This is a genomic window from Clostridium sp. FS41 (assembly GCF_000954015.1).
GTDB lineage: Bacteria > Bacillota > Clostridia > Lachnospirales > Lachnospiraceae > Enterocloster > Enterocloster citroniae.
In genome coordinates this window covers 17,910-34,098 of sequence record NZ_JYHN01000095.1, presented here as the reverse complement: position 1 = coordinate 34,098, position 16,189 = coordinate 17,910, and the positions used below count along the sequence as shown (strand labels likewise).

The window sequence follows — 16,189 nt, the reverse complement described above, 5'->3', positions numbered from 1 at the left end:
AAATTAACATTTAGGCATCTGGGGATACATAGGAGACTGCAACCGGTAGGTCTGCTCCCCAGTGTAAGTCCTATTAAGATTTGGAGAAATACATGAAAGCGAAAGAATTGGCAGAAAAGTTGTTGGAGAATCCAGAATTTGAGGTTGAGGCAGTCCATTTATATCCGAGTACAGGTTGGGGATTAAGCATGGACAAATATAGTGTTAATGGTCTTGCTGACATAGGATACAGTGATGGTGTGGCTGTTTTGGATTTAGATCGAGAAGAAGATTAACATTTTCAAGATTGGAGAAACGATGGAAAACAAAACAGGAAGCCGTATTAACGGAGGGAATACGGCGTATAAACGTATGGAGAGCGATTATTACCCAACGCCACCGGAAGTAACGCAAGCATTATTAGATTTCCTAAATTTGCCTATTGATACGGTTATATGGGAGCCTGCATGTGGAAAAGGTCACATGGTTGATGTAATGGAAGAGAACGGTTATAAGGTGATCGGAACCGATATTATTACTGGTACGGACTATTTGTCCGCAGAATATCGGAAATGTGATTGGATTATCACAAATCCCCCCTTTAGCCAATCGCAGGAATTCATTGAGCGCAGTATTGGATATGGGGTGTCATTTGCGTTCCTGTTAAAATCACAGTATTGGCATGTTAAAAAACGCTATGATTTGTTTTGGGGATATCGACCACAATTTGTTTTACCATTAACATGGAGACCAGATTTTTTATTTGGTAAACGCGGATCTGGTTCACCGCTGATGGATGTAATGTGGGTAGTGTGGGGAAAAGCGAATGCAGAAAGCACTGTGTATGTGCCACTAAAAAAACCAGTTGCTTCATCATTTGAGGAGTGAATATTATGACAAGAAGAGATGAAATTGATTCAGAGATACGAAACCAGGCGGTGCGCTTGTATCCAAAATGTGTGGCACTGTTTGAATTACCAAGAATGGTATATACAAAAATTATTGCAGATAATAGTCTGCGTAAAAGGCCATACCGGGTTAGTGAAGACCGAATTAGGAAAGTAATAAGCACAATGTCAGAATTTCAGTAAAACTGATATTTTGAGAAGAAAGGATGGAAAAAACATATGGCAACTATTTTAGATGCATTTGCAAAAGAGGATAGAGTGGAAGTGACTTTTTCGGATTTTTATAGAATCATGCGAGAGAGCACAAAATCAGAACTGGTGATCAATGCAGTAAACTGCAACGTGCCTCATCGATACATACGAGAGATGGTCACCGGAAAATCTGAGGCCCCAGGGCAGTCTTAAAGTTAATACTGATATTTAAATTATAATCAGAAAGGGAATGATTATGACAAAAACAGAGGCTATGAATATATTAGCGGTATTTGATAGACAGGTAGTAGCTAAATCTGATGGTGCACATCAAACATTGGAAGGACTTGAGGCCTGCGAGATGGGTATTAAAGCGCTGAAAAAGTGGATTATTATGGAAGCAGATTTAAAACACTACTTAAGAGATAACGAAGAAAATGGAGTGGTTTATGTACCGAAATTTATCATAGAGAAACTGCTAAACTGACATACGAATTAATGTGTAGGAAATGTAATAGCATAAAGTTAGTTGGATGGTGATAAAATGGACGAAAAAGTGAAACAACTTATTGAAGATGTGGTTGCTTTAAATGAGAGTAGACCGCCGAGAAGTAATTTTGAATCTTGTGCATTTTGTTATAATGAATTAGAGAAAACCAAGAATAGGATGGATAAGCTTGAAAGTAGTGTTAGATGCGCCTGGAAAGCAACAACAGCAGGTGCTAAGCATAATGTAATTGAAGTGAGATTCCAGGCTATATATAAGGCGTCCATAGAATTGGCAATAAAGGCAATCGGTGTTGCTGTGATGGCCCAGAAGATCTTAAATGCACTGAAGAAGGGGTAAATATGAATGATATAATGAGAGAGTATCTGATCAAAGGTGCAGAATTGGTAGGCAACTACGGATTTCCACAGTTAGAGCCAATACATATTGATGCTGAACCATGTAATCCCGTTCCATATAGTGAGGCTAGACACTGCATAGTTCCTAAAAAATCTACTCTTCATTTTTTTATTGATGACAAGAGATTTACCGGAATATGGAACGATCCTGACAAATACCTTGCACTGCTTCAGAACTTCCAGTATATATGCTCACCCGATTTTTCGATTTATGCAGATATGCCAACAGCCATGCAAATATGGAACTGTTATAGGAACAGGGCTCTGGCATATTATATGCAGCAAAATGGAGTGAATATCATACCCACGGCCGGATGGAGCGACAGGAAAAGCTTTCAGTGGTGCTTAGATGGCCTGCCATGTAATAGCATCATTGCCGTGAGCAATAACGGGTGTTTATCGGAACAGGGGAAATACTACTTTGAAATGGGGCTGCGCTTTATGGTAGCAACAATTCGGCCGGAAAAGATATTGGTGATTGGAAAGCAGCAAGACATAGATGTTGATGTACCAATCATATATCTTGATGGGTACATCCAGCAGATGCAGAAGAGATTGGAGGGTAGGAATGGGAGGAAGAAACGCATACGGAACACGGCGCCGGAATGCTAAAGGAACAGGCGAACGTGAAAGGAAGCGCATTAAGAACCGGAAAGTGGTAAATACGAGGAAGAGATTTGATGAAACAAACGTAGTGAAGAAAGCTCAGAATAAAACTTCATAGCACGACTATGTCAGCAACCGTTTTGCTATGTGCAAATTGAACAAATAATTTTTGAGGCCCCGACTTCTCCAAAATCACAGATGAATTTTCTCCCGGATTTTTGGAGAAATCGGGCCAGTTTTTTATTGTTCTAAGATATAATAAAATGTCAGAATATTCAGATAAAATACTGGGGGAATTTGGGCACTCCTTACCTGCGAACCGGCATAACAAATCCGTGTCATGGCGCTAAAACGAACGCTATGAGCCTTTTCGCAATGAACCAGGAAATCATGCCTACATACACTATAATGCCATTATGGGCCATTGTCAACGCCAAAAAGGGCACATTAGGCCAGATTGCGTACTGGATAATGTGTCGCCGGTGGGCTGAGTGTACGGTCAATTATGGGCCGTGACACGTCCCGCAGTAGCCGGCTCATTGTATGCAGCGGGCAGGCGCCAGGCGTGTCGTGAGTGCTTTTCACGGCTGTATAGTCGTAGCGGATCACATTATACGGCGTGATCCAAAACCGTTGCAGGGTCAATACATAGGTGGATGACCTGAAATAGAGCCGCCCGGGAATCGAACCCGGGTAAATCCTAACGGCCTGAATTATGAGGCTTTTTGCATTGCTTGTCTGCGGGCGTGCTCCGCCTGCCAAAATGCTTCTACGGCATCGGAAACGCGCTTTTCGTGTTCCTCCAGTTTGGGCGCATCTGCGGCTGTTAAGACGCGGATCCACCAGCCAGCGCCGTACTTATAGTATTCGCAATTATAGGCTCGTTTCCGGCCCATGTACCGCTCAAAGGCGGACATTTTAGCGGGGGCGTCCCGGTCCTGGTAAAAATCAAACGTCACCATTAACCCGCATACCGTAAATCCATCATTAAAATAATCAGGATTACCCCATTTTGCGGTACAGTATGTGATGTTATTATCCTGTAACCATTTCTCGATCTGTTTCATGTTGTACTTTCTCTCCTGTCTCCCTGAGGGCCGGGAATTTTACAATGCGCCGATGTAATTAATGCAAATATTTCCTGTACCGTCATCGGTCAGCAGATACGCGGCCTTATTATCATGCGCGTATGACTCCCAGCCGTTTTCCCCCAGATAAATCTCCTCGATTTTTAAATCCTCCATCTCCTCGCCATGGTCAGCCAACCAATCATTTATCATAGCCTCAAAAAGTTCCTTATTATATTTTTTCATTTTTTCTTTTTCTCCTTGTTCCTGGGGGCCGGGTCCGCCGTATATGTGCGGTCAAATTCCGCTATGGCCTCGTGCCTGCAATTCTTTTACGATACGATAAAAGTTGTTGAAAAGTTTCTGGTTGCCCTTGCGGAAAAAGTAATCCGCGGCTTTTACATAAAATTCATAGGTTCTCATTTCTCTTTTCCTCCTTATGGATGGCGGCTACTTTTCACGATCCCGGCTGATTGATTCAACCGCCAGGACGTTACTACTTCGCCTATGATTTCTGTTTTCCTCCGCTCTGCGACTTCCTCCGGGGTTGCGACCGGATACCGGCATTAGAGGGGCGGCAGATGCCGCCTATCTGTTGTATAACTCAATTTCTTGTACATTTGCTACTTCGGTGTATCCGTCCGGATATTCCCGGATAATTTCCCCGTTGCGCTCCGTTACCCAGTAAATTAAATTACCTTCCTTATCTTCCAGATATAGGTTCTTCATATTATCACTTTCTCCTCTCTGATCCTGGTGGGCGGGTGTATTGTGGTTAGGCTACATAATAGGTGATGTAGCAATAGCGTGTGCTGTTAGGGTTGTGGCTCCGAATTGTGTAACCCTCTCCAAACTTACCTTTGTACGGCTCCTTGATTCCTTCGGTTGCCTTAATGCTTACATAACCTCTGGTTAATGCTGTGTGATGTGCTTTATATTCGTTTCTCATTGTTTTACCTCCTTGTTTTTGCTTGATTTTTGGGTAGTCATATGTTATATTTCAATTGTGAGGGAAGCGTTCCCGGTTGTCTCACGACACTGGTACTTGCTTCGGTGGATTACTCGTTAATGCTTGTCAGTATAGCGGCTACTATAAAGACTTTGATAACGAGGATGGCTATCAATCCCATCATGTCCACCTCCTCTCAATTGGTTTATAAAGATTGGCGCTTTGTGTAGCGCTTTTCTTTATGTCTATATATTACACGATAATAGAATATTTTGCAATTTGCATATTACACGAAAATAGAACAAAAATATTGTGCATATTACACGAAAATAGAATATTGACAATTACATGAAAATAGAATATTATTGAATTGATACTATATCTAAGAGTGGGGTGGACTTATGGCGAATTATGGAGAGAATGGATATATGGATTTTACAAGGCTATGGGCTATGCTTGAAAAAAGAGGACACAAAAAGCAGTGGCTGATTGATAACGGTATACACAGGGCTACAATATATAAGCTGGTTGACAATGGGAATGTCACCTGTGAGGTACTATGCAATCTGTGTAGGCTGTTGAAATGCCAGCCGGGGCAGATAATGGAGTATGTAGAAGAAAAGGCGTAAACTACATTATTTGCAATGGTTTAACAACCCTCGGGCCAGTATAACGAATGTACATTCCGGGATTGCGAATGTAAACGCATTCTGTTACACTATATATAAACGCAGGCAGGCGGAGGGAGATAGCCGTGGATATTAACGATTACACGCCAGCGGATCAAATAAAGGTATTAATGGCGTTGGAAGGTGTAAGCACGGCAGAGCTGGCCCGGCGGTTAAAGACCACACGCCAGAATATGGGGCAACGGTTAAAGCGAGGGGCATTCACCCCGGCGGATCTGGAAGAGATAGCCACGGCCCTTGGATACAAAACAAGAATAGAGTTTGTTAAAATGTAGGGGACAAGCAACCAGGCGTAGCCCCTGGAACTAGATAAAGATTATGTACAGCGCTTATTTTGGGCAATCCAGGATAGGCGCTTTTTATTTTGCTCAGAAAGGAGGCCGGGAGATGGAAGAGGAGAAAAAGAAAATAGGCAGGCCCAGAACCAGGCCATACAAACCCGGACTGCTGGAAAGGGAACTGGGGCCGGAACATGCGGATGTGATAGCGGAGTATAAGGCGGTTCAGCAGGCACAAAGGATTGCAAACCAGCAACAGGAGAGCGATCAAAGCCCCAGCGGGATGCTTACACCTGTCGCCAAGGCAAATAAGGCAAGCCCTGTATCTGGAGGCCGTTACAAGGGAGTAAAGCCAGAAGATAGGGAGGAAGCCATATCCCAGATGATAGAGTTATACAACCTTCCTCCAATAGACACAGGCAATAGAGATCAGCTTGCAGAGCGTGTGGCATGGTTCTTTAACTGGTGCAAGGATAACTGTATACGCCCTGGCGTGGAGGCGCTTGCACTAGCTTGTGGGGTCACTAGAGGCACATTAAACCGGTGGGAACATGGGGAAAATGGCCCAGACAGGAGAGACGTTATAAAAAAAGCAAAGCAATTAATTGCCTCATATAATGAATTTTTAGCCCTTAAAGGCAAGATAAACCCGGTGACGTTCATTTTCCTGTCCAAAAACAACCACGGCTATGTGGACAGGTCAGAGGTTAACATAACTACAGACTTACCCCTTGGTGATCGCATGAGTGCAGATGACATAGCCCAACGGCTCCCGGATTCAGGAGATGACAGTGGCATCATAGATGCAGATTTCAAGGAGATTCAGTCCTCTGCCAGTGGAGTATTGTCAGATAATGATGGATGAGTGAGACACAATAGGGACAATAGGATGCTGATTGCCTTGCTTATGTACAATCTGCACAATGATGTGACGCTGTTTTATGCATAGTGTCGGATCAAGACTGCGCGAAAGCTGTCTTTCGCGCATAGTTGAACGGAATGAATATTGTGCCCATTGAATTGTGGCTATTGATGAAACAAAACATAAGATAGGGGGCCAGGGGGTATATTCGAGGGATTCCTGGCGGCATATGAGTCCCCCATCCAAATTTTAAAGAAAAAGGAGTGTTCATATGGCTTATACAGAAGAGCAGAAGAGGATAAAGACACAGTTTTCCAGACCTTTAGAGTAAAGATGGTTGCGGTGTTGGAATGTACACACTCAAATTTAAAATTTTCGGAAGGAGAAGTGAGATGGGAAATACACCATGGTCAAATGAAACTGAAAGAGCGGATTGGTATAAGAGACAGTATGAAAGTTTGCAAAAGAGTCGAGAATGGATACCGGTAGCAGAGCGATTGCCAGCAACTTATGAAACGGTATTGACGGCTCATGATCACGGAGGAATAGGGTATTCTTATAGATCTGAAAAGACTTGGGTGTGCGCGGTGAACGAGGAAGAACATCAAACAATGGTACTGGCCTGGATGCCCCTACCGGAATCTTATTGGATTGAAACCCTACAGAAAGAGGAAGACAAATCGATTAATACGTTTTAGCTGCCCATTGTTGCCGTTTGTATATAGGGCTGTAAGGTAATTAAAAAAAATAAAAAACAAAAAGGCGGTGTCGAAGTGGGATTTGTTAATTCAGAAATGGTACTTTCTATACTTCAAATGGTGGAAATACAGGTAAAAGTATATGAGGAGTTTAAGAAAAGGTTTGATGAAAAAGAGGCACGTATACAAGCAGAAATTTTTATGAGGTCCTTACTGGGAGTGGAACGGAACGGGAGAAGATGATGGCAAGGGTAGAGATTAGAACACAGGAGAAGTATGGATATTCAGTTAAAATTGACGGAAAAGAAGTGAACAGTATTGTGACAGGAGCGGATATAAGTATTCACCCTGGGCATATTCCAGTTGCAAAATTAAATATTCCATGGGGTGCAGGGGAGTTTGTTCTGGATCCGTGTAATGTCAAATACAGTATGACCCTTGCTGTGGCCGCAGAGGTTGTTCGTAACGAGTTAATAAAAAGGGGAGATTGGTATAAGGCTCTGGTAGATTCTATTGCGGGCTATTTGATCGAGTACTACGAAGGAGTAATTGACCCAGAGGAGGCCGCAGATATGACGGTTGGGCTGGCAAACAGGATCGTAGGATTGGAGGAAAGTTCATGAATAAGTGGTTCGTGAGGTTTGGTCTTAAGAGCGGGCATATTCTATATGGGCAGATTAGCTCAGAGAATAATTTAGCAGAAATGACAGAAGAATTATCAGATGCAATACATAAGATGGCCGAATTGACATTTTGGTCCCTTGACAAAACTAGAACAATAACGGTGGAATTATCAGAGGTGGCATCCTATGAGGTCAGTCCATGGAAAGGAAATGACAATGATTAATGTGCTGCTAATTGTATTTAATGCCTTTATGGTTGCTTTTTTTGCCTGGGCTTTTTTGGAAGGAAAAGGGTTCTATTATAGGCTGTTCTGCATCTTGTGTGGGATATGCTCCTGCGCAAATATGTTTATGACTGGAGGTAGGATATGAGTTTGAGAGGGAAATCCATGAAGAAAATAAAGTTCCTTGCAGTAGTGTTATTTGCATTTATCCTGCTTTATGGATGTACGGAGGCAGAGAGAGTGTCAAGCAATGTATCTCAGCAGGCGGACAATTTTAATGTGATTCGGCGTCTGACTGTTTTGAATGCGCGTAGTGACAAGCCACTGTTTGAACTGGTTGGGGCTTTTTCCTTTACCTTGAAGAATGACCGTATCATTGCAGTTGTCGAAACAGGACCAGGCGAATATAAAAAACATTCTGTAGGGTTAAATGATTGGACACTGTGGGTAATTGAGGATGTTAGCGGAGCGGAAGTGGATAAATACCATTACGAAGTTAACTTCCTTCCAGAGATGATTGTTCCGGTTACGTTTATCAATGAGGATTAAAAAATGATTGTTACTTGCTATGGGATTATCCTGTTCTATATATGGGAATGGGTGAAATTCATAAAATCAAGTCCACCTGCGGTTTCGGAAGGTTTTGGGATGTCCTATGAATCCGACAGGTCGAGGCATCCGGTATAGCTGTAGCCTGCGGCATAGGAGCGTAAGTCTTATCCCATGCGATAAGCGGAATGCTGCAGGCAGTTTGTAACACCAATACGAGTAGTGAATAAGTCTGGTATACATGTCCGGCCAGAAATGGCCGGATTCAGGAGAGATACCCAAGTCAGGCAAGGGGGCCGGAGGCTATCTGGTTATACATGGGTTCAAATCCCATTCTCTCCAATAGCATGAATGTGACGTATTCATGCGAGGTATTTCGCCTTTATCCTTTCCCCCTCATAGCTGTTTGCTGTTAAGGCGGAGCGAATCTGTCGTGAGGGTTAGGTTGCTGGTGACAATTGGAACCGGATAGTGCAAATGCATGGCACGATAAACAAAGTTGCTAACGGGAGGGATCCCGTTGAGGGGCGATAGCTTACGAGGACGGAGCGCCGGTCTGAAAAACCGGAGGGTGCTGGTTCGATACCAGTTCGCCCCATTACTGTAACTAATGGTGCAGAAAAGGGAGGATATCATGCCACCAAAGGAGAAAGAGAAAATAGAGAAGTATTTTATGGGAGAAGACCATGAACCAATCCTGAAAATGAAGGACATTCCAGAAATTGATTCTGATAGCTTGAACGATGATGCGATATGTGGACTTGCTTCTGAGATGAAGAAGTTTTTTGAGGCTGTACACGAGATGTCCATTCGAGTGGGGAAAGTATTTGCAAATGTTGGAAAGAAATATGTACACAGAAATATGTCAAATAACTGGTTGAAGCAGCATGGACTTCCAATGAGGAGGAAAAAGCGATGAACGAATGTTTTAATAAAAAATAAAAATATATATGCTATAGAAGGATGAGATATCATTGTCAAAAAACAGTCAAATTGTAAATCGCCTTTTAAAAACAGACCTGAACCAGTATGACAATCTCTCTATGCTTTTTGAGATGTGCCGGAACTTACTGGATGAGGACCGTGTCCAAGCATTGAAACTTGCACGGAAAATTGAAAACAAGGCCAATGCACTTGCCAGGAAGGATACCAGGTTCTATGAATTATATATTCGGTCACTTCTATTTCTGGCACCGCATTACTTCCATGAGTATCTACTGTATGTGGAACATAAGCGTATTCCTGAAAAACAGTTCTATCTGCCGCGGTGTCATGTGCTTCGAGTGGTGGTTGAGGACCTGCAGGACCTGGAAGATGGAAAGATAGATTTTTTAGGCGTGTCCATGCCGCCGCGAGTTGGTAAGTCTACAACCTGTATCTTTTTCATGTCTTGGCAGATGGGAAAGTATCCTGATCTTGCAAACCTTATGTCAGGCCATTCGGACCCTCTTACCAAAGGATTTTACAAAGAAACTCTGAATATTATCAGCAGCGAGGAATATTGCTGGAAGGATGTTTTCCCGGGGGTCACCTTTGAAAGTTCATCCGCAGAAGATGAGGCGATCAACCTCAATACTCCTAGCCGGTTCCCCACATTGACCTGCCGATCCATTGAAGGAACCACAACAGGTGCTGTGGAAGCGGCAAACCTTTTATACACGGATGACCTGATAAAAGATCGCAAGGAATCCCTAAGTCCACAGCGCTTAGAGGGGAAATATCAGGACTATCTGAATAAGATTCTTGACCGTAAGCTGGATAATGCCAAAGAATTGATGGTTGGAACCCGGTGGAATGTGGCTGATCCGTTGGGGAAAGTACAGGCGCAGCATAAGGATGACCCAAGGTATAGATTCCGGGTTATTCCGGCACTGAATGAGAATGATGAGAGTAATTTCATCTACAAGTTTGGAAAAGGGTTTTCAACACAGTATTATAAGAACCTGCGAGAGACACTGGATAATAATGAGTGGATGGCGAAGTATCAGGGGCGTCCATTTAAACGAGAGGGTTTGTTGTTCCCGGCCGAGGAATTAAAAACATACAATGGTGTCCTTCCATCTGGGCAACCTGATGCAATCATAGCTGCAATAGATGTGGCATGGGGGGGCGGTGATTGCCTTGCAATGCCGATTTTATATGTTTATGAAGGACGGGGGTATGTTCATGATGTGGTTTTTTCAAAGGGAGATAAAACTATCACAATGCCATTGGTGGAAGGTAAGATTCTTCAACACAAAATACAATTAATACGGGTAGAGGGGAACAATGGTGGTCATATGTACAGCGATGTAATTGACCAAAATATCAAGAGTGCAGGGTACTTTTGCAATATCACAAACCGTATGACCGGGAGCGATAAAAGCAAAATGACTCGTATGGTGCAGTATGCGCCAGAAATCAAACAGTTGTATTTTATTGGAGATAAAAATGCTGGAAAAGAATACAGAGAGTTTATGGCAGAGGTAACATCTTTATCAGTTGAAGGAAAGAACGACCATGATGACGCACCAGATTCATTGGCGATGCTGATTGATTTTTGGAAAGGGGATGCAGGTTGGTGTGAGCCTATGCAGCGTCCTTGGTAGCGAATTTTGAAATAGGACATTGAAAATTGAATATTGATAGTTAGAGAAAAGTACGGTATACTTGAAAATAGTAGGAGGAGGGAGTATGAAGAAGAGAACTATTGCTGTAATGACATTTATTTTTGTCTTATTAATATTTTTTGTGCCAATAATAATAAATATTATGTATCCTCCACATAATATAATGGTGTCCGTATGGGAACCCGGTGAGTATTTATCCTATTTTGGTACTATTGTAATGGGGGGAGCTACGGTTTTTTTGGGAATTCAAGCCAATAATATGAATAAACGTATGTTGGACTATGAGAAAATACCATATAAAGCCTTTGTAAATATTTTGTTAGATAAATGCGAATTGAAAGAAGTCAAAGATGCATTTAATGGTTATATTCTGGATGTAGAATTAGAAAATATTACCAAAGTACCTATTGTAGGGGCTATTGCTAAGAATAGTAACATAATTGGAATTGATGGTGACTGGAACGATAAAAATAGCACAACATCGAGGGTATTTAGCATTGATGGAATCCAGACATTAGATATTAATAATGGATACGTAAAGATTCATCATGTAATAAAAGATGAAGATTTGATGGATCATGTATTCAGTATAAAATTGGAGTTAACAAATATTTACGGTCATAAGACAGAACAATATATAAATGTTGTATTTATGAATAAAAAGCTTATAGAAGTTAAAACAAGAGAGGCTTAACTACCAACTATCAATATTTGGTTTGGTAGTTTTTTTGTACTTAAAAATTAATGAGATGTGAAATCAGAAGTCAGGAGAGTGATGCAATTGCCGAGTAAAAGATATGTAAACCTATCACAATATGGAATATCAGATGAGCGCAGGCAGGAGCTGGTTGCATTCTCCATGCAGTATAAAGAATGGATAGATGGATTAAGCCGCCAGGAAACCCCCAGATTACGTCAGAAGGTTAATTTGGTTGAATATGCTGCAAACAAAAGTTCTGAGGACATAAGAGGAGATTGTGGCCTTGCAGAGTACATAATCAAGAACGTAACCGAAGATAGGCCCTATTGGTATCTAAAACAGGTCATGTGTATGCCCTACCGGGACAAGGAGTTTTATGCAGCCCGCAAGAGATTCTTCGTAATTTTAAATCGTGAAAAAGATTAAGTTGCCAGAATACGGGACATGGTTTTGTGTTATGGTGTATATGGATGGTCATATTTTTATGACCCCATTGTACTTCCGTTATGGCGGCCCCACCCCTGGCCGCCTTTGCAATCAACCAACTGCGCATGATGCAGTACTGGATAATACATAGAAGGTGAACCATGAAACCAATACGGACAAGGAACTATAAAAAGAGAGAGAATCTTTTTGGCCGCCGGGTTTATTCCACGGATGAATTGGCGATTAATGATAACAATGTTGTTGAAATCCTGAATAAGGCCTTGGTGTATCATGAGATCAACCGCGGTGAGATCGAATATCTGGATAACTATTACCGTGGCGACCAACCCATCCTTTACCGCTATAAAAAAGTCAGGCCGGAAATCTGCAATAGGGTTGTGGAGAATTATGCGTTTGATGCTACCAATTTTCACACGGCCCAGAACTATGGTGAGCCAATACAATATGTGAATGCTTCCCCTGATAGGGATATTTCAACAGAGATAAATGAACTGAATACACTTATGAGGTTGGAGAATAAAGCGTATTGGGATGTTGAACTTGGAACCTGGCAGAATGTATGTGGCACCGCATACAGGTTTGTACTGCCAAACAAGGCTGCAGATGTGAAGAATAGCGAATGCCCATTTACACTTGATGTTTTAGACCCGCGGCTGGCTTTCGTGGTTTATTCCAAACGAATAGGTAAAAAGGCGGCAATGGGGGTAAGAATTATTGAAAACGAAAAGGATGGGGACATATATGAATGTTATACCAGGCAGCGGAGGTGGAAGATACAGGGCGGTAAGATAATTGAACGCAAAATCAATCCTCTTAATGCGATCCCCATAATTGAGTATCCGAAGAATAGCCGGAGGATAGGGGTTATTGAATTAACTATCACACTATCAGATGCAATAAACAATGCAACCTCGAACCGGATGGATGGTATTGAACAATTTGTCCAAGCCTTTATGAAATTTGTAAACTGCAAGATTGACGAAACCAAATTCATGGAAATGGTTAACCTTGGAGCAGTCACTGTTAAGGGCGAGCCTGGGCTGCCGGCAGATGTGGATATGGTATCCTCGCAGTTGGATCAGAGCCAGACCCAAGTAACAAAAGATGACCTCTATAAATCTTTTCTGATAGTACAGGGCATGCCGTCAAGAGAGCAGAACACCGGAGGAGATACAGGCTCTGCGGTTTATCTGCGTAATGGTTGGGACTTTGCTGAAAAGCGGGAAGAAATCGGGGAACCCATAGAAAAGAAGTCAGAAATGGAGTTCCTGCGTGTAGTTACCCGGATCCTAAGAAACTACGATATTCTGGATATCCAGCTTAGAGATATAGATGTAAATATAACCAGAAACAAGACAGACAACATGCTTGTTAAGGCGCAGGCATTACAGATTTTACAAGATTGTGGCGTTGATGATGAAATTGCATTGGGAATTGTTAGCCTGTTTAGCGATCCACAGAGAGTGTATTCTAAATCTAAGGAACGGATGCAGAAACGGTTTGATGCAAAGTCAACCCCAAAGACAGGAGTAACAGGAAATGGAGAACAAAGCCAAAATAAAGAAATCGCCACTGGTAGAAGTGCGGTGCGCGAATCCGGGGTGTAATAGACTTTTGGCAGAAACCAGAGGAGATACAGCCATCAGGTGCAGACGTTGTAAAGGAATGACTGTATTGAACTACCAAACCGGAAACAGGAAGTACTTTCCAAAAGAAGACAAAAATGCGTACCTAGAGTACCTTTCATAACGCCAGAAATGGTGCTTGATTGGTACTTTTTATTTTGCCAGTTGTGGCGTAAAAACAGCAGGTGCCAGCGGAGCAACCCGCGATAACAAAGCGTAGGCATACAGAAGGAGAGAGAAAATATGGCATTAACACGCGAGGACATTAAGAAACAGTTCCCAGATGCAACGGATGAACAGATCACAGCAATCTTAAATGCATACCAGATTGACATTCAGGCCGAAAAAAATAAGGCTGCAACGGATGCCGCTGAAATTAAGCGATTGAAAAGCATTGAAAAGGAATTGGATGATCTGAAAGCTGATAAACTGACTGATCAAGAAAAGCTTGATAAGGCCCTGAAAGATGCAGAAACTGAAAAGTCAAAGTACATCAAGGCCCAGAATAAAGTGAAGATTGCGGAGGAACTGGTGAAGGCTGGTCTGACAGAGGATGATTACACAGGCTTCATTGATAGTTTTGTTGGTGAGGATCTGTCGGCATCCCTGGCGAGTGTCCAGGCATTTACAAAAACACTTGCATCTAAAAACACTGCTGCAGCAAAGGCTAAAGAAAAAGAGTTAACGGACGCCTTGGGAGATGATGGTGGCGGTGACGATGGGAAGAGTCAAGGCGAAAAGTCCCCAGACGTGGAATTTGCTGAGAAACTTGCTAGTTCTCTTCCGAAAGCGCAGGAGAACAGCGCATTTGACTTTTATAAATAGGAGGTAAAACTGATGAAGGTAACCGGAAAATCATATGGGCAGCCGAAAGAAATCTTGAAGTTTAATGATTTTAAAGGAGCGGCCTGCATGGTATCTGATAGCGGAGTTACAGCAGATGCAAACGGGTTGAAGATTGTTAAGGCAGGAACACCCTGGCCGGCAAATGATGCCACATGCAAAGGTCTGTTACTCCATGACGTTGATGTAACATATGGGGAACATCCTGGAACGTATATCTTTGAGGGATCGGTCAAAACACCTGTTCTGACGGAAAATGGCATCACCGTTTCCGATGAGGCAAAGGCGGCGCTTCCGAGGATTACTTTTTTCAATTAACTCACAACATAAAACATAAAGGAGGTATATCATGCCTGCATTACCATTAAATGAAGCTTTTACAGCGAGGGCCTTGGGCGTATTTTGGAACAGCTACCAGAAGTCGCTTGGACTTCCGCCCTATCTGGGAACCACATTATTTCCAAAAAAGAAGACCCCCCTGATGGACCTTAAGTGGTTTTATGGTTCCAGTGGACTACCCGTATCCCTTACTCCGTCTAACTATGACGCACAGGCAACCCTAAGGGATAGAATCGGTTTCAAACAGATTGAAACTGAAATGCCTTTCTTCCGTGAGTCATATCTGGTGAAGGAAAAGGATGCAGCGGAGTATGAGAAACTGATGAATTCTGATGAGGCGTTTGTACAAGAGATTTTGCAGCGTATCATGGTAGGGCCGACAGATCTTATACAGGGCGCAAATGTCGTGCCGGAGCGTATGATTTGGCAGCTGCTTGCTCCAGTCGATGGGGCACCCAAGATTGCAATTTCTGCCAATGGAGTAAACTACGATTATAACTATGACCCGGATGGTGTGTATAAAAGTAAAAACTATGTTGAATTAACCACAGCGACCGACAAATGGACTGACTTTGAAAATTCAGACCCATATGAGGACCTGAGGATGGCCCAGAAGGCACACAGGAAGGAATACGGCACGGTCCCAACCGTAGCAATCATGAATGACAACACATTTCAGCTGATTGTGAAGAATAAGAAAATCCATAATTATCTTCTGGCTCAGAATTTAAGCGTGAACATTATGGTTACTGATGAAATTGTAAAGAAGTTCTTCCGTGAACAGCTGAAACTAACCATAGTTATATATGATTTGATGTACAAAAACGAGGCGAAAGAGTCAAAGACATTTGTTCCTGATTATATGGTGGTTATGTTGCCAGGGACGGGAATGCTTGGAAACACTTGTTACGGCAGGACACCAGAGGAAAGAACCGGAAATCAGTCAACCGGGGAGCTTTCCATTGTTGATACCGGCGTGGCACTTTATACCTTTACCACTCCGCATCCACTTGTAACTCAGTGTATTTGCTCTGAAATTGTGCTGCCGACTTATGAGAGGATCATGGACACTCATCTGATGAAGGTGGCGTAAGGG

Annotated in this window: 27 protein-coding genes and 2 tRNA genes; 24 read left to right on the top strand and 5 right to left on the bottom strand. The window is 42.5% G+C overall.

From position 1 onward, the window contains the following. The first annotated feature begins 92 nt into the window (after window positions 1-92). From CLFS41_RS28610 to CLFS41_RS28585, 7 genes are read left to right on the top strand one after another with little or no spacing between them, the layout of a single operon-like run. Window positions 93-275, top strand: coding sequence for a hypothetical protein (locus CLFS41_RS28610; protein ID WP_045094327.1), 183 nt, complete (start codon window positions 93-95; stop codon window positions 273-275). 22 nt (window positions 276-297) lie between these two features. After that, a complete protein-coding gene (locus CLFS41_RS28605; RefSeq protein WP_045094326.1) occupies window positions 298-867 on the top strand; it encodes a hypothetical protein in 570 nt (189 codons plus the stop codon). Window positions 868-872: 5 nt separating this feature from the next. Then, window positions 873-1,070 (top strand): hypothetical protein, encoded by a 198-nt coding sequence (locus CLFS41_RS29945; protein WP_152649096.1) that lies wholly within the window; start codon window positions 873-875, stop codon window positions 1,068-1,070. A gap of 36 nt (window positions 1,071-1,106) precedes the next feature. Next, window positions 1,107-1,292 carry a hypothetical protein gene (locus tag CLFS41_RS30590; protein WP_045094325.1) on the top strand — a complete coding sequence of 62 codons (186 nt, stop codon included), beginning with the start codon at window positions 1,107-1,109 and terminating at the stop codon, window positions 1,290-1,292. Between the two features lie 43 nt (window positions 1,293-1,335). After that, window positions 1,336-1,566 (top strand): hypothetical protein, encoded by a 231-nt coding sequence (locus tag CLFS41_RS28595; protein ID WP_045094324.1) that lies wholly within the window; start codon window positions 1,336-1,338, stop codon window positions 1,564-1,566. A gap of 57 nt (window positions 1,567-1,623) precedes the next feature. Next, window positions 1,624-1,926, top strand: coding sequence for a hypothetical protein (locus tag CLFS41_RS28590; protein ID WP_045094323.1), 303 nt, complete (start codon window positions 1,624-1,626; stop codon window positions 1,924-1,926). Window positions 1,927-1,928: 2 nt separating this feature from the next. Then, window positions 1,929-2,597, top strand: coding sequence for a DUF4417 domain-containing protein (locus CLFS41_RS28585; protein WP_045094322.1), 669 nt, complete (start codon window positions 1,929-1,931; stop codon window positions 2,595-2,597). A 707-nt stretch (window positions 2,598-3,304) separates the two neighbouring features. Here CLFS41_RS28585 and CLFS41_RS28580 read toward each other — a convergent pair. The 5 genes from CLFS41_RS28580 to CLFS41_RS30220 all read right to left on the bottom strand — a co-directional run bounded on the left by CLFS41_RS28580 (window position 3,305) and on the right by CLFS41_RS30220 (window position 4,607). Next, a complete protein-coding gene (locus CLFS41_RS28580) occupies window positions 3,305-3,658 on the bottom strand; it encodes a hypothetical protein (RefSeq protein WP_045094321.1) in 354 nt (117 codons plus the stop codon). Window positions 3,659-3,697: 39 nt separating this feature from the next. Continuing rightward, window positions 3,698-3,904, bottom strand: coding sequence for a hypothetical protein (locus CLFS41_RS28575; protein ID WP_045094320.1), 207 nt, complete (start codon window positions 3,902-3,904; stop codon window positions 3,698-3,700). 51 nt (window positions 3,905-3,955) lie between these two features. Continuing rightward, complete coding sequence (locus CLFS41_RS31090; RefSeq protein WP_278280223.1) at window positions 3,956-4,081, bottom strand: hypothetical protein; 126 nt, start codon at window positions 4,079-4,081, stop codon at window positions 3,956-3,958. A 165-nt stretch (window positions 4,082-4,246) separates the two neighbouring features. After that, a complete protein-coding gene (locus tag CLFS41_RS30225) occupies window positions 4,247-4,387 on the bottom strand; it encodes a hypothetical protein (protein ID WP_161797520.1) in 141 nt (46 codons plus the stop codon). A 46-nt stretch (window positions 4,388-4,433) separates the two neighbouring features. Continuing rightward, window positions 4,434-4,607: a hypothetical protein gene (locus CLFS41_RS30220; RefSeq protein WP_161797519.1), complete on the bottom strand. Its 174-nt coding sequence runs from the start codon at window positions 4,605-4,607 to the stop codon at window positions 4,434-4,436. A 428-nt stretch (window positions 4,608-5,035) separates the two neighbouring features. Between CLFS41_RS30220 and CLFS41_RS28570 the strand changes: the two genes are divergently transcribed. The 17 genes from CLFS41_RS28570 (at window position 5,036) to CLFS41_RS28490 (ending at window position 16,186) form a co-directional block, all read left to right on the top strand. Continuing rightward, window positions 5,036-5,236, top strand: a complete 201-nt coding sequence (locus CLFS41_RS28570) for a helix-turn-helix transcriptional regulator (RefSeq protein ID WP_052665934.1) — start codon at window positions 5,036-5,038, stop codon at window positions 5,234-5,236. A 125-nt stretch (window positions 5,237-5,361) separates the two neighbouring features. Beyond that, window positions 5,362-5,571: a hypothetical protein gene (locus CLFS41_RS30315; protein WP_045094318.1), complete on the top strand. Its 210-nt coding sequence runs from the start codon at window positions 5,362-5,364 to the stop codon at window positions 5,569-5,571. 112 nt (window positions 5,572-5,683) lie between these two features. Beyond that, a complete protein-coding gene (locus CLFS41_RS28560) occupies window positions 5,684-6,439 on the top strand; it encodes a terminase small subunit (RefSeq protein ID WP_045094317.1) in 756 nt (251 codons plus the stop codon). Between the two features lie 389 nt (window positions 6,440-6,828). Then, entirely contained in the window at window positions 6,829-7,134 is a 306-nt protein-coding gene (locus CLFS41_RS28555) for a DUF551 domain-containing protein (RefSeq protein ID WP_045094316.1), read from the top strand. 239 nt (window positions 7,135-7,373) lie between these two features. Next, a complete protein-coding gene (locus CLFS41_RS28550; protein WP_152649094.1) occupies window positions 7,374-7,757 on the top strand; it encodes a hypothetical protein in 384 nt (127 codons plus the stop codon). Further along, window positions 7,754-7,981, top strand: coding sequence for a hypothetical protein (locus CLFS41_RS28545; RefSeq protein WP_045094314.1), 228 nt, complete (start codon window positions 7,754-7,756; stop codon window positions 7,979-7,981). Before CLFS41_RS28550 ends, CLFS41_RS28545 begins: the two co-directional genes overlap by 4 nt. Window positions 7,982-8,146: 165 nt before the next feature. After that, on the top strand, window positions 8,147-8,530 hold the full coding sequence (locus tag CLFS41_RS28540; RefSeq protein WP_045094333.1) for a hypothetical protein: 384 nt from the start codon (window positions 8,147-8,149) through the stop codon (window positions 8,528-8,530). A gap of 268 nt (window positions 8,531-8,798) precedes the next feature. Beyond that, window positions 8,799-8,872 (top strand) — tRNA-Ser (locus CLFS41_RS28535). A 182-nt stretch (window positions 8,873-9,054) separates the two neighbouring features. After that, a tRNA-Phe gene (locus CLFS41_RS28530) sits at window positions 9,055-9,128 on the top strand. A gap of 36 nt (window positions 9,129-9,164) precedes the next feature. Further along, on the top strand, window positions 9,165-9,449 hold the full coding sequence (locus CLFS41_RS28525) for a hypothetical protein (protein WP_045094313.1): 285 nt from the start codon (window positions 9,165-9,167) through the stop codon (window positions 9,447-9,449). A 55-nt stretch (window positions 9,450-9,504) separates the two neighbouring features. After that, window positions 9,505-11,118 (top strand): hypothetical protein, encoded by a 1,614-nt coding sequence (locus CLFS41_RS28520; protein ID WP_052665932.1) that lies wholly within the window; start codon window positions 9,505-9,507, stop codon window positions 11,116-11,118. Between the two features lie 85 nt (window positions 11,119-11,203). Continuing rightward, complete coding sequence (locus CLFS41_RS28515; protein ID WP_045094311.1) at window positions 11,204-11,833, top strand: hypothetical protein; 630 nt, start codon at window positions 11,204-11,206, stop codon at window positions 11,831-11,833. 87 nt (window positions 11,834-11,920) lie between these two features. Beyond that, on the top strand, window positions 11,921-12,265 hold the full coding sequence (locus tag CLFS41_RS28510) for a hypothetical protein (RefSeq protein WP_152649093.1): 345 nt from the start codon (window positions 11,921-11,923) through the stop codon (window positions 12,263-12,265). Window positions 12,266-12,426: 161 nt separating this feature from the next. Next, the gene (locus CLFS41_RS28505; RefSeq protein WP_052665930.1) at window positions 12,427-13,893 is read left to right on the top strand and encodes a phage portal protein; all 1,467 of its coding nucleotides are present in this window, start codon (window positions 12,427-12,429) and stop codon (window positions 13,891-13,893) included. A gap of 261 nt (window positions 13,894-14,154) precedes the next feature. Next, on the top strand, window positions 14,155-14,736 hold the full coding sequence (locus CLFS41_RS28500) for a hypothetical protein (RefSeq protein ID WP_045094309.1): 582 nt from the start codon (window positions 14,155-14,157) through the stop codon (window positions 14,734-14,736). Between the two features lie 12 nt (window positions 14,737-14,748). After that, the gene (locus tag CLFS41_RS28495; protein ID WP_052665929.1) at window positions 14,749-15,072 is read left to right on the top strand and encodes a hypothetical protein; all 324 of its coding nucleotides are present in this window, start codon (window positions 14,749-14,751) and stop codon (window positions 15,070-15,072) included. Between the two features lie 31 nt (window positions 15,073-15,103). Then, entirely contained in the window at window positions 15,104-16,186 is a 1,083-nt protein-coding gene (locus CLFS41_RS28490; RefSeq protein WP_045094308.1) for a major capsid protein, read from the top strand. The last annotated feature ends 3 nt before the right edge of the window (window positions 16,187-16,189 follow it).